This is a genomic window from Sphingobium sp. HWE2-09 (genome assembly GCF_035989265.1).
Lineage (GTDB): Bacteria > Pseudomonadota > Alphaproteobacteria > Sphingomonadales > Sphingomonadaceae > Sphingobium.
Map to the genome: position 1 here is coordinate 1416589 of NZ_JAYKZX010000003.1, position 12747 is coordinate 1429335.

Genomic DNA, 12747 nt, shown 5'->3' on the forward strand with positions numbered 1-12747 from the left:
TTGGTTGATTAGGAATTGCGGCGTAGGCGGCGCAATAAGGCGCGGATTTCCGCGCCTGTCAAAGAGAAAGCGACAAAGTCCTTCGCTTCGATCGAAATTTGCGCCCGCTTGCACGAAATATGCCGAAACCAACGGCTATCCGCCGGTTTCGGCTTGACTTAATGACGCAGCGCGGGATCGCTGTCGCGGCCCGGCCCATTGCTGGGCTGGGCAGCAAGGTCATCCTCTTCGGTCCAGGCGATCGCTTCGGGAACGGAGGCAAGCGCGCGGGCGAGCACTTCGTCCACATGGCTGACCGGTACGATTTCCAGCCCGTCGCGGATATTGGCCGGGATTTCCGCCAGATCCTTTTCATTTTCCTGCGGGATCAGCACCGTCTTGATGCCGCCGCGCAACGCCGCGAGCAGCTTTTCCTTGAGGCCGCCGATCGGCAACACCCGGCCGCGCAACGTGACTTCGCCGGTCATCGCCACATCCTTGTGCACGGGGATGCCGGTCAGCGTGGACACGATGCAGGTCACCATGCCGATACCGGCGGACGGGCCATCCTTGGGCACGGCGCCTTCGGGCAGATGGATATGGATATCCTTGCGATTGAAGATGCTGGGCTTGATGCCATAGCCCGGCGAGCGGGCGCGCACGTAGGAAAAGGCGGCCTGCACCAATTCGTTCATGACTTCGCCCAGCTTGCCGGTCGTCTTGATCATGCCCTTGCCGGGCACGGTCACCGCCTCGATCGTCAGCAATTCGCCGCCGACTTCGGTCCAGGCCAGACCCGTCACCGCGCCGATCTGATCCTCTTCCTCACCCATGCCATGCCGGAATTTGCGGACACCGGCATAGTCGGCCAGATTGTCGGGCGTGATGACGACCTTGTCATAGGCGCCTTCCAATATCTTGCGCAGAGCCTTGCGGGCGAGGCGCGCGACTTCGCGTTCCAGCGTGCGGACGCCCGCTTCACGGGTATAGTAGCGGATCAGGTCGCGCACGGCGTCTTCGGTGACGATGAACTCGCCATCCTTCAGGCCATGCGCCTCGACCTGCTTGGCGACCAGATGACGCTGGGCGATCTCGACCTTCTCATCCTCGGTATAGCCTTCGAGCCGGATGATCTCCATGCGGTCGAGCAAAGGCTGCGGCAAATTCAACGAGTTGGCGGTCGTCACGAACATGATGTCCGAAAGATCGACGTCGATTTCCAGATAATGGTCCTGGAACTTGCTGTTCTGTTCCGGGTCCAGCACTTCGAGCAGCGCGGACGCCGGATCGCCGCGGAAATCCTGACCCAGCTTGTCGATCTCATCCAGCAGGAACAGCGGGTTCATCGTCCCCGCCTTTTTAAGGTTAGTGACGATCTTGCCTGGCAGCGAGCCGATATAGGTGCGGCGGTGGCCGCGAATTTCGGCCTCGTCGCGCACGCCGCCCAGCGACTGGCGCACGAACTCGCGCCCTGTCGCCTTGGCGATCGAGCGGCCGAGCGAGGTCTTGCCGACGCCCGGCGGGCCGACGAGGCAAAGGATCGGGCCTTTCAGCTTATTGGTGCGCGCCTGGACGGCGAGATATTCGATGATCCGGTCCTTGACCTTTTCCAGCGCAAAATGATCCTCGTCCAGGATATCCTGCGCTTTTTTGAGGTCATTCTTGACCTTGCCCTTCTTGCCCCAGGGCAGACCCAGCAGCACGTCGAGATAGTTGCGCACGACCGTGGCTTCCGCCGACATGGGCTGCATGCCTTTGAGTTTCTTCAACTCGGCCGTCGCCTTGGACCGGGCTTCCTTGCTCAGCTTGGTCTTGGCGATCTTCTCGGTCAGTTCGGCGAGTTCGTCGCCTTCCTCACCTTCGCCGTTGCCCAGCTCGCGCTGGATCGCCTTCAACTGCTCGTTGAGATAATATTCGCGCTGGGTCTTTTCCATCTGGCGCTTCACGCGGCCACGGATCTTCTTTTCGACCTGGAGCACGCCCAGTTCGCCTTCCATAAAAGCGAACACCATTTCCAGGCGCTTGACCGGGTCGGCCTCCACGAGCAGCGACTGCTTGTCGGACACCTTGACGTTAATGTTCGCGGATACGGCGTCGGCCAAGCGACCGGCGTCCTCAATCTCGCGCAGCTGGACCGGTGTTTCGGCAGGCAGCTTCTTGTTGAGTTTCGCGTAATTTTCGAACTGTTCGGCGACAGAGCGCATCAGCGCGGAGGCTTCGGGGCCGTCCGCGACGATCTCCTGCACGTCATCGACATGAGCGATTAGATAGCCGTCCTGCGCGTCCATCGACGCCAGCTGGGCGCGATGCTTACCTTCCACCAGGACGCGGACGGTGCCGTCGGGCAGCTTGAGCAACTGCAACACGATCGCCACGACGCCCGTATCATAGAGCGAATCCCGGCCCGGATCATCTTCCGCCGGGTCGAGTTGCGACACCAGGAAGATTTCCTTCGATCCTTCCATCGCGGCTTCCAAGGCAGCGACGCTCTTGTCGCGGCCGACGAAAAGCGGGACGATCATCTGCGGGAAGACGACGATGTCGCGCAGCGGCAGAAGGGGATATTGCTCAGTCATTCAGTCTCCGGGGCCGAAGAAGCGGCCCTCTCCTACGGTTCATCGCCATTATGGGGATGCCCGTCGCAGCAATCAATTGCCAGCTATCATATGGCGAAACGATGAACCGAAGGTGATCGATCCGCCGTTTGGAAAATACGCTGCCGCGCATTTTCGGAACCGCACCAGCCCTCTCCCCCACCCGGCCACCCAACGGCAGCATCATATGGGTGGCCGGGTGGGGAGAGGGCTGGTGCGGCCAACTCATCAAAAGGGCAGCTTGAAGCCGGGGGGCAGTGGCAGGCCTGCGGTCATCTTGCCCATTTCGGCGTTGCTGATTTCGTCCGCCTTCTTGCGCGCGTCGTTGAAGGCGGCGGTGATCAGGTCTTCCAAGATCGGCTTTTCCGACGGGGCCATCAACGTGTCGTCGATCGATACGCCCAGGATGCGGCCCTTGGCCGATGCGCGCACCTTGACCAGGCCGCCGCCCGCTGCGCCTTCGACTTCCAGCTTGTCCAGATTATCCTGCGCGCGTTGCAATTCTTCCTGAACACGGCTCGCCATGCCCAGGATTTCGTTCAAATCTTTCATATCTCAAGCACTCCATTGTTCGAGCGTATCGTCCAGCTCGGCATCGGGGAAGGCAGTCATCGCCGCCTTGACCACCGGGGTTTCCAATATGTCGGCGCGGGCATCCGCCACCTTGCGCTGTTCCTGTTCCAGCAGGGTCGGTTCCCCGCCGGCATCGCTTTGCGCCAGTTTCCAGGCGACGCCGGTCACGTCGCGCAGGGCCGGCAGCATCCGCGTGGCAAAGTCCGACGAGAGTTGCGGGGTCGGGCGATAGTCCAGTTCGGGCGGCGCATAGCGCACCAGTCCGATACAATCATGCAGTTCCTGCGCCAGTTGCCCCTTGCCCTTCTGCCAGAAGGCTTCGATCAGGTCGGGAAAGGTGGCGGGCAGGCTGGCGGACGGGCTGGGTGACTGAGCAGCGGGCGGTGCGCCCGGTGCCGACGCCGGGGCAGCGGGCGCGCCTTCGCGCAGCATCCGCGCCAGTTCGCCAGGGTCGGGCATGGTGGCTGCGTGCATGACGCGCAACAGCGCCATTTCGCAGCTTTCGATCGGCAGGATGGCGCTAGCCACCTCGTCATGCCCCTTGAGCAACAATTGCCACAGGCGATGGAGCGGCGCGAAGCCCAGTTGCGACGCCCATTCCGCCAGCGCGTCGCGCTCTTCGGCGGACTGGCCGGGGCTGACGATATCGCGGCCCGCCTTGACCAGCGTCACGGCATGGGTGAGTTCCAGCAGGCCGCGCATCAGCGCCAGCGGCTCGACGCCCAGCGCATAGTGATCGCGCACCGCGCCCAGCAAAGCGGCGGTGTCGCCCTCCAGCAGCAGGCCCAGCAGACGCCGCACCGATCCGCGATCGGACAGGCCCAGCATGTCGCGCACCTGCGCGGCGGTGACCATCGGCGCGGCACCGTCGCCCATTTCCGCATGGGCGATCGCCTGGTCGAGGATGGAGAGGCCATCGCGCGCCGATCCCTCGGCCGCCTGCGCGATCAGTGCCAGCGCATCGGCTTCGGCCGCGACGCTTTCGGCCTCCACCACATGGGCGAAATGGGCGGCGAGCAGTTCGGCCGGGATGCGGCGCAGGTCGAAGCGCTGGCAGCGCGACAGCACCGTCACCGGCACCTTGTTCACTTCGGTCGTGGCGAACAGGAATTTCACATGGGCCGGCGGCTCCTCCAGCGTCTTCAACAGCGCGTTGAAGGCGTTTTTGGAGAGCATATGGACTTCGTCGATGATGTAGATCTTGTAGCGCGCCGACACGGCGGCATAGCGCACCGCCTCGATAATCTCACGCACATCGTCCACGCCGGTATGGCTGGCGGCGTCCATTTCCACCACATCGATATGCCGACCCTCGGCGATGGCGACGCACGGTTCGCACACGCCGCACGGATCGATGGTGGGACCGCCCTGCCCGTCCGGGCCGATGCAGTTCAAGGCCTTGGCGATCAGCCGCGCGGTGGAGGTCTTGCCCACGCCGCGCACGCCGGTCATCAGGAAGGCATGGGCCAGTCGCCCCCGCTTGATCGCGTTGCCCAGCGTCTGGACCATCGCATCCTGCCCGATCAGCTCCCGAAAACTGCGCGGTCGATATTTGCGCGCCAGGACGCGGTAGGGCTGCGGGGAATCGGACATGGATAGGGTCTAGCCGTTCAGGAGGCTATTGTCGAAGCTGGAAGATTTGGGCTGGATGAAGCGTGGAGGGTGGGAGCCGGAACGACCCGTGACGAAATCACTGTGGCTGCTTCCGTCAGGACCTGACCAGGTTCGCGACGATCACGTCCGCCCGACTCCCGGCGCGGCATATGGCGAAGTGGTGGCGCGATGGCAAGGGGGCTTGGGCTAGGCGTGTTCCCGCGAAGGCGGGAACCCAGTTGAGACGGCGGGACTGGGTTCCCGCCTTCGCGGGAACACGCCACAAATTATTCCAACCCGCTCTTCTGCGCCTTGCCGACGAAATCGAGCGCGGCGCGCGCCGTTTCCGCGATGGCGGCTTCGGCCTTTTTGGCGTCCACGGTGGGGCGGTCGAGATAGATGGCCAGGATATATTCGTCGCCATTGGGCGATTTCACCAGCGCCACGTCATTATAGGCGGTGCCGCAGCTGCCGGTCTTGCTGCCCGATGTCCAGCCTTCGGGCAGGCCCGCCCTGATCCGCTTGTCGCCGGTGCTGCTGGCATTGAGCCAGGCGCGCAGCCTGTCGACGCTCGTCGGCTTCATGTCGCGGAACAGCAGGCGGCCCATCAACCCGGCCATCGCGGCGGGCGAGGTCGTGTCGCGCGGGTCGCCTTCGACATTTTCGTTGAGCGACGGTTCGTTGCGGTCGAGCCGCGTGATCGTATCCCCATGGGCGCGCATGAAGGCGGTCAGGCCGTCCGGCCCGCCCAGCATCGGCAGCAGCAGGTTGGCGGCGCTGTTGTCGCTGACCTCGACCGCCGCCTGGGCCAGTTCGCCCATGCTCATGCGGCCGCGCTTCTTGTTCTTTTTCACGACGGGCGAATAGTCGAGGATATCGTCGCCGCTGAACGGGATTTCCCCCTCCAGCCCGAACTTGCCGCCCTCCGCGCCGATCAGCACGGCGGCGGCCAGCGGTGCCTTGAAGGTCGAGCACATCGCGAATTGTTCGTCGCGGTTGAAACCCAGCAGCAGCGCGCCGCTCTTGTCCACCAGCGCCACACCCAGTCGCCCGCCGGTTTCCTTCTCGATCTCCGCCGGATTGCGCACCGACGTCAACGCCGATTGCGGTACGAGATAGCGGGGCGCGGGTGGCAGGACCGAATCCAACTGGCCGGTGGGTTCGGGCGCCTTGGGCGGCGCTTTCTTGTCGGCGGCGATCGACGGCGCGGTGAGCAGGGCCAGCGCGATGCAAGCGGTCAATATCTTCACGGTCACATGCCCTGCATATTGTTGAACTCACCGGGGATACGGACGGTCAAAGTGTCCAGCTTTTCGTCCAGCAGAATCTGGCACGCTAGGCGGCTGGTTCGGGTGGCGGCGGCGGCGAGATCCAGCATATCCTCTTCATCCTCGCTGGCGCGCGGGAGTTTGGCGAAATCGTCGGCGTCGATGATGACATGGCAGGTGGAGCAGGCCATCTGCCCCTCGCACGTTCCCTCCAGCGGTTGGCCCGCCGCCTGGGCGATATCGAGCAACACCGATCCTGTGGGTGCGTCAACCTCCTGTCGTCTCTCGCCATCGGCGCTGATGAAGGTGACCCTGGTCATGCTAATGCGTGCGCTCCCTATTACGGCGCCGCTTGTGCGGCTGCCGCCTCGTTCAATGTTGTTGCAGCCCTCTCCATCTCGTCCCGGCTCGTGTAGCGGCCAAAGCCGATCCGCACCGATCCGCGCGCCTGGCCGTCCGTCAGGCCCAGCGCGCGCAGCACATGGCTAGGCCGCCCGGACCCGCTTGCGCAAGCGCTTCCCAACGAAAAAGCAACATTGCGGCAATAGGACAACAGTCTTGCCCCGTCGATTCCATCGCGCCGCAGATTGAGATTGCCGGGATAGCGGTGGATGTCGGACCCGTTGAGCGTCCAGTCGGCGAACAGCGTGCGGGCCAGCGCGGCTAGGCTTTCGACATGGGCGCGGTCGGCGTCGGCGCGTTCGCGCATCAGTCGCGCGGCGACGCCGAAACCGGCGCAAAGCGCGGGCGAGAGCGTGCCGGAGCGCAGGCCGCCCTCCTGCCCGCCGCCATGGATCAGCGGCGCGGGTCGTACGCCATCGCGAAGCCACAGCGCGCCGACGCCCTTGGGACCATGAATTTTGTGCGCACTGATCGCGACCATGTCGCAGGATGGCGGGATGGGCACGCGGCCATAGCCCTGCACCGCGTCGCACAGGAACAGCGCGCCTGCGCGGTGCGCCAGGTCGGCGAGCGCCTCGACGGGCTGAATCACGCCGATCTCGTTATTGACGAGCATGGCGACAACGAGTGCGACACCTGGAACGATGGCGCGGGCGGCGGCCTCCAGATCGACGAGGCCGTCCGGGCCGACGGGCAGGACCGTCACATCCCGCCCGGCCCGGGCCATTGCTTCGGTCGTATCCAGCACGGCGGCATGTTCGGTCGCGATCGTGACGATGCCGCCGGGCGGCGCACCCTGGATCGCGATGTTGAGCGCTTCGGTCGCGCCGGAGGTGAAGAGGAGCTTGCCGTCGGGGGGCAGCAGCCGGGCGATCTCGTCACGCGCGACTTCCACCTGCGCGGCGGCGGCGCGGCCCAGGCGATGGGCGCTATGGGGGTTGGCGAACTGGTCGCGCAAGAGCGGGACCATCGCGTCGAACGCCTCGGGCGCGAGCGGCGTCGTCGCCTGATAATCCAGATAGATCAACGGCTTGCTCTTTGCATCATGGCACCCCAGACAGCGAGGAACCTGTCCATGTCGCTGTCGCACGTCTGCGGGCCGAAGCTGACGCGGACGACCTGCGACGCGACATCCTCGTCCCAGCCCATCGCGCCCAGCACATGGCTGGTCTTGAGCGACCCGGACGAACAGGCGCTGCCCGCCGACACCGATATGCCCGCCATGTCGAATTGGATCAGCTGGGCGCGGGCCGACAGGCCGGGCATGCGGTAGCTGGCGATGGTGGGCAAGCGCGGCGCATTGCGCGCGACGATGATGCCGCCCGCCGCCTCTATGCCTGCGTCCAAACGAGCGCGCATCTGCGCGGCGCGGGGCGGCCAGTTCTCGCGCGCCTCCAGCGCCGCGGCCATGGCGAGAATGGCGGGCAGATTTTCGGTCCCGGCGCGATAGCCCTGTTCCTGCCCGCCGCTCGGTTCGATCAGGGCGAGGTCGCGGATCAGCAGCGCGCCGATGCCGGGTGGGCCGCCAAATTTATGCGCGCTGATCGCGATCATGTCCGCGTCCGGCAGCGGGAGTTTGCCTGCGCTCTGGGCGCAGTCGGCAAACAGGATCGCGCCGTTGCGGGCGATCGCGTCGAGCGGCTGAATCACGCCGGTTTCGTTGTTGACGTGCTGGATGGCGAGGAGCGCTCTTCCCTCTCCTCGATCGTCATCCCCGCGAAGGCGGGGATCGATCTCCGGCGCTGCATCTGGGGATGGGGTGGGAGATGGGTTCCCGCTTTCGCGGGAATGACGGGGGGAAAGGACGAGGCCATTCCTATCCACCGCCAGCCGCTCAGCGTCCTTCGTCACGCGCAAGACGGCGTCATGCTCCACCGGCGAGGTGACGATCCGCCCGGCCTTCGCGCGGGTCAGGCCGATGGCGATCGCCTCGCTGGCGCCTGACGTGAAAAGGACATGTCCGGTCCACCCCAGCGCTGCGACGATACGCGCCCGCGCATCCTCCAGCGCGGCGCGGGCGGCACGGCCGTCGGCGTGGGGGCTGGACGGATTGGCCCAGTTCGCCATCGCCTCTACCATCGCCGCCTGCGCGGCGGGCAGCATGGGCGTGGTCGCGGCGTGATCGAGATAAAGACGGTCGGCAGCCAAGCGGCGTTACTCATTGATTGCGGAAATGGCGGCGGCTTCTATATAGGCGGTCTGCCGCGCAGCGCCAGCACTAGCCGAAACGGTGCGCGCGATCCGCATCCATTCGCTGTCGGCTCATCCGAGCCAGGCGGCCCAGAACGATAACAGGTGCCATGCCAGACGTCATTTTCCCCGGACCCGAAGGTCGCCTCGAAGGCCGTTTCAGCCCCCCGCCCCGCCCGCGTGCGCCGGTCGCCATGATCCTGCACCCGCATCCGCAGGGCGGCGGCACGATGAACGACCGCATCACCCAGGCGCTCTACAAGACCTTCGTAAAGCGCGGCTTTGCCGTGTTGCGCTTCAACTTCAGGGGCGTGGGTCGCAGCCAGGGCACGTTCGACAACGGCATCGGCGAATTGTCCGACGCGGCGGCCGCGCTCGATTGGGTGCAAAGCTTCCATCCCGAAGCGCAGACCACCTGGATCGCGGGCTTTTCCTTCGGCGCGTGGATCGGCATGCAGTTGCTGATGCGCCGCCCGGAAATCCGCGGCTTCATCTCGGTCGCGCCACCCGCCAACATGTACGACTTCTCCTTCCTGGCGCCCTGCCCCTCATCAGGCATCATCGTGCAGGGCACGTCGGACGAAGTGGTGACGGCAAGCGCCGTGCAGAAGCTGGTCGACAAGCTGCGCACGCAAAAGGGCATCACCATCCATCATGACGAAATTCGCGGCGCGAACCATTTCTTCGAGCATGAGCTGGACCAGCTGATGAAGTCGGTCGACAATTATCTCGACATGCGCCTGTCACCGGATTCGCCGATCCGCTGAGGATAGGGCATAACCGAACGAAGAAGGCCGCCCATGAGGCGGCCTTTTTTTGTGAGGTTTAAGTTGGAAGCAGACTGTCGGTTACTCTGCCCCTCCCGTAAACGGGAGGGGCAGCGAGACTTAATGAGCGTAGCGAATTTAGTCGCAGCGGGGTGGGCATTTCCGACGTGGCGCAGGCCCACCCCCTAACCCCCTCCCGCTAGCGGGAGGGGGAATATTGTCCGCTCTTAGCCGGTTCCCGATCGACCGCTTTCACGCCGTCCTAAATCCGCCGCTTCGCGTCGAACGGCTCGACGATCTGGCAGCGGTAGGAGCGCACTTCGTCGATCAAGCCCGCATGGAGTTCGGTCGACAGGATCAGGGTCGATCGGTCGAGCCGTTCCAGCCGCCGCGTGTCGCTGAGCAGGCCGCTGATGATGCCGCCGCCCTGCTGCACCAGGGTGATCGTCGCATCGTCCTGCGCGGCGATCTTGGTCCAGCCCTGGCCGCCTTCGCGCCAGCGGCCTGCGGTGAAGTCGATCACGATCTCCCTGACCGATCGATCATCGCCGGTGCAGGACAGGCCACGGACCTGGGAAAGCGTGGGCACGACGGCTGGCGGCAGCGCTGCCGCGATAAGGGGCGTCGCGAGCAACCCGCTGAATAGGGTCAAGATAGTCGAGGCCGATCGGATGCGCATGCACCACCTTACCAGAGGCGCACGCCCCAGCAAACCGGTTAGCGCACATCGCAATGGGCCGGCTTATCTCTGCTCCAGCGCAGGCAGGTCCGGTCCCGGGATCGCGCTGATCGCGACATTGCCGAACATGACGAGGCCCGCCAGGATCATCAGGCCACCGCGCTTGCGGTCGCCTTTCTTCACGATCGCATAGATGCCGCCGCCGGTCAGCAGCACGCCCGCGAGCATCAATATCGATAAAATCGTACCAGCCATGCGGCCATGCCATAGTCGGCAAGCTGGACGGTGGCAATTGCCCGCCTCTCCCCCTATGAGGCGCGCAGAACGAATCACCCCATGGACGCAGGGCCAGCCGCCATGAAAATCGCCATCGCTTCCGATCATGCCGCCATCGACCTGAAGGCGGAGCTTGCGCAGTGGCTGCGCGACGAAGGGCATGAGGTCGCCGACCTTGGTCCCGCGACCGCCGACCGCGTCGATTATCCCGATTATGGTTACAAACTCGCGTCAGCGGTCGCATCGGGCGCGGCGGAACGCGGTATTGCGCTCTGTGGCTCCGGCATCGGCATTTCGATCGCGGTCAACCGCAATCCGGCCTGCCGCTGCGCGCTGGTGGGCGAGCCTTTGTCGGCCGCGCTGTCGCGCGAACATAATGACGCCAATGTCATTGCCATGGGCGCGCGCCTGACCGGCGTGGACATGGCGAAAGCCTGCGTCACCGCGTTCCTTACCACCGATTTCGGCGGTGGCCGCCATAGTGGCCGCGTCGACAAACTCTCCCAGCCCGCGCTCTGAAAGGACGTTTCGATGAGCATCGACACCCTCGCCCCCGCCATCCGTCAGGACGGCTTCTTCAGCGAAAACCTCGCCAGCGCGGACCCCGAAATCTTCGGCGCGATCGGCAATGAACTGAAGCGCCAGCAGGACAAGATCGAACTGATCGCGTCCGAAAATATCGTGTCCAAGGCGGTGCTGGAAGCCGCCGGTTCGATCTTCACCAACAAATATGCCGAGGGCTATCCGGGCAAGCGCTATTATGGCGGCTGCGAATATGCCGACGTCGTGGAGACGCTGGCGATCGAGCGCGCAAAAGAATTGTTCGGCGCGAATTTCGCCAATGTGCAGCCCAATAGCGGCAGCCAGATGAACCAGGCCGTGTTCCTGGCGCTGTTGCAGCCGGGCGATACCTTCATGGGCCTGGACCTGTCGTCGGGCGGCCACCTGACCCACGGGTCGCCGGTGAACATGTCGGGCAAGTGGTTCAACCCGGTCGCCTATGGCGTGCGCCCCGACGATCATCTGATCGATATGGACGAGGTCGCCCGCATCGCGCGGGAGAGCAAGCCCAAGCTGATCATCTGCGGCGGCACCGCCTATTCGCGCGTTTGGGATTTCAAGCGGTTCCGCGAGATTGCCGACGAAGTGGGCGCCTATCTGCTGGCCGACATGTCGCACTTCTCCGGCCTGGTCGCGGGCGGCGCGCATCCCTCGCCGGTGCCTTATGCCCATGTCACAACCACCACGACCCACAAGTCGCTGCGTGGCCCACGGTCCGGCATCATCCTGTCCAATGACGAGGCGATCGCCAAGAAGCTGAACAGCGCGATCTTCCCCGGCCTGCAGGGCGGCCCGCTGATGCACATCATCGCGGCCAAGGCGGTGGCGTTCAAGGAAGCGCTGACGCCCGAGTTCAAGGCCTATGCGCATCAGATCGTCGCCAATGCCCGCGCTTTGAGCGAGACGCTGGCCGATGCCGGGCTGTCGATCGTGTCGGGCGGCACCGACAATCATCTGATGCTGGTCGACCTGCGGCCTAAGAACACAACGGGCAAGGCGGCGGAAAAGGCGCTGGATCGCGCCTTCATCACCTGCAACAAGAATAATGTGCCGTTCGACACGGCCAGCCCGTTCGTCACCTCGGGTGTCCGTTTGGGTACGCCCGCGGGCACGACGCGCGGCTTCCGGGAGGACGAGTTCCGCGAGATCGGCCGCCTGATCGCGGAGGTCGTAGAAGGGCTGAAGCGCAACGGCGACGAAGGCGATGGGCAGGTCGAAGCGCATGTGCGTGAGAAGGTGCTGGGGCTGACGGCGCGGTTCCCGATCTATCAGGGGTAAACCAAGCCGTTCGTGTCGAGCGAAGTCGAGACACGCTCGCGCAGACGTTTCTCGACACGCTCGAAACGAACGGAGTTTATATAAATGCGCTGCCCCTTCTGCGCCCATGAAGACAGCCAGGTGAAGGACAGCCGGCCGACGGAGGATGGCAACGCCATCCGCCGCCGCCGCCAGTGCGAAGCCTGCGCCGCGCGCTTCACCACGTTCGAGCGTATCCAGTTGCGCGATATCTGGGTGGTGAAGAGCGAGGGGCGCAAGGAAGCGTTCGAGCGCGACAAGCTGGCCCGCTCCATCGGCATCGCCTGCCGCAAGCGGCCGATCGATCCCAGTCGGCTGGAAAAGCTGATCTCCGGCATTCAGCGTCAATTGGAAACCAGCGGCGACAGCGAAGTGCCCGCTCGCGCGATCGGTGAACTGGTGATGGAAGGGCTGAAACGCCTGGACAGCGTCGCCTATATCCGCTTCGCCAGCGTGTATAAGGACTTTACCGACGCCAAGGATTTCGAGGAATTTGCGAGCACGGTGAAGGAGGTTGGGCGGGAGTGAGGGGTGCTGCGTCCAGTTCTCCATCCGTTCGCCCTGAGCGA

The 12747-nt window shown here is 64.5% G+C and carries 13 protein-coding genes and 1 other RNA gene; 4 read left to right on the forward strand and 10 right to left on the reverse strand.

Annotated features, from left to right (window positions below; genetic code table 11):
- Positions 1–158: 158 nt before the first annotated feature.
- From lon to U5A89_RS12335, 8 genes are all read right to left on the reverse strand, one after another.
- A complete protein-coding gene (lon, locus tag U5A89_RS12300; protein WP_338161392.1) occupies positions 159–2555 on the reverse strand; it encodes an endopeptidase La in 2397 nt (798 codons plus the stop codon).
- Between the two features lie 246 nt (positions 2556–2801).
- Positions 2802–3125: a YbaB/EbfC family nucleoid-associated protein gene (locus U5A89_RS12305; RefSeq protein ID WP_088185293.1), complete on the reverse strand. Its 324-nt coding sequence runs from the start codon at positions 3123–3125 to the stop codon at positions 2802–2804.
- 3 nt (positions 3126–3128) lie between these two features.
- Positions 3129–4739: a DNA polymerase III subunit gamma/tau gene (locus U5A89_RS12310; protein ID WP_338161393.1), complete on the reverse strand. Its 1611-nt coding sequence runs from the start codon at positions 4737–4739 to the stop codon at positions 3129–3131.
- Between the two features lie 65 nt (positions 4740–4804).
- Positions 4805–4902, reverse strand: an RNA gene (gene ffs / locus U5A89_RS12315) — signal recognition particle sRNA small type.
- A 124-nt stretch (positions 4903–5026) separates the two neighbouring features.
- Positions 5027–5989, reverse strand: coding sequence for an SGM family class A beta-lactamase (gene blaSGM / locus U5A89_RS12320; RefSeq protein ID WP_338161394.1), 963 nt, complete (start codon positions 5987–5989; stop codon positions 5027–5029).
- A gap of 2 nt (positions 5990–5991) precedes the next feature.
- Positions 5992–6327 (reverse strand): 2Fe-2S iron-sulfur cluster-binding protein, encoded by a 336-nt coding sequence (locus U5A89_RS12325; protein WP_338161395.1) that lies wholly within the window; start codon positions 6325–6327, stop codon positions 5992–5994.
- Positions 6328–6347: 20 nt separating this feature from the next.
- Positions 6348–7436, reverse strand: coding sequence for a cysteine desulfurase family protein (locus tag U5A89_RS12330; protein ID WP_338161396.1), 1089 nt, complete (start codon positions 7434–7436; stop codon positions 6348–6350).
- A complete protein-coding gene (locus tag U5A89_RS12335; RefSeq protein WP_338161397.1) occupies positions 7433–8557 on the reverse strand; it encodes a cysteine desulfurase family protein in 1125 nt (374 codons plus the stop codon). The genes U5A89_RS12330 and U5A89_RS12335 overlap by 4 nt, the downstream gene beginning before the upstream one ends.
- A gap of 152 nt (positions 8558–8709) precedes the next feature.
- Here U5A89_RS12335 and U5A89_RS12340 point away from each other — a divergent pair, with 152 nt between their 5' ends.
- Entirely contained in the window at positions 8710–9366 is a 657-nt protein-coding gene (locus tag U5A89_RS12340) for an alpha/beta hydrolase (protein ID WP_155186460.1), read from the forward strand.
- Between the two features lie 262 nt (positions 9367–9628).
- Here U5A89_RS12340 and U5A89_RS12345 read toward each other — a convergent pair whose 3' ends face one another.
- Both U5A89_RS12345 and U5A89_RS12350 read right to left on the reverse strand, forming a co-directional pair.
- Positions 9629–10018: a hypothetical protein gene (locus tag U5A89_RS12345; RefSeq protein ID WP_338161398.1), complete on the reverse strand. Its 390-nt coding sequence runs from the start codon at positions 10016–10018 to the stop codon at positions 9629–9631.
- Positions 10019–10108: 90 nt separating this feature from the next.
- The gene (locus tag U5A89_RS12350; RefSeq protein ID WP_338161399.1) at positions 10109–10300 is read right to left on the reverse strand and encodes a hypothetical protein; all 192 of its coding nucleotides are present in this window, start codon (positions 10298–10300) and stop codon (positions 10109–10111) included.
- Positions 10301–10402: 102 nt separating this feature from the next.
- On the opposite strand from U5A89_RS12350, the gene rpiB reads away from it, so the two are divergent.
- The 3 genes from rpiB to nrdR all read left to right on the forward strand — a co-directional run bounded on the left by rpiB (position 10403) and on the right by nrdR (position 12706).
- Positions 10403–10840, forward strand: a complete 438-nt coding sequence (gene rpiB, locus U5A89_RS12355) for a ribose 5-phosphate isomerase B (RefSeq protein WP_338161400.1) — start codon at positions 10403–10405, stop codon at positions 10838–10840.
- 12 nt (positions 10841–10852) lie between these two features.
- The gene (gene glyA, locus U5A89_RS12360) at positions 10853–12160 is read left to right on the forward strand and encodes a serine hydroxymethyltransferase (RefSeq protein ID WP_338161401.1); all 1308 of its coding nucleotides are present in this window, start codon (positions 10853–10855) and stop codon (positions 12158–12160) included.
- A gap of 84 nt (positions 12161–12244) precedes the next feature.
- Positions 12245–12706: a transcriptional regulator NrdR gene (gene nrdR / locus U5A89_RS12365; RefSeq protein ID WP_338161402.1), complete on the forward strand. Its 462-nt coding sequence runs from the start codon at positions 12245–12247 to the stop codon at positions 12704–12706.
- Positions 12707–12747: the final 41 nt, after the last annotated feature.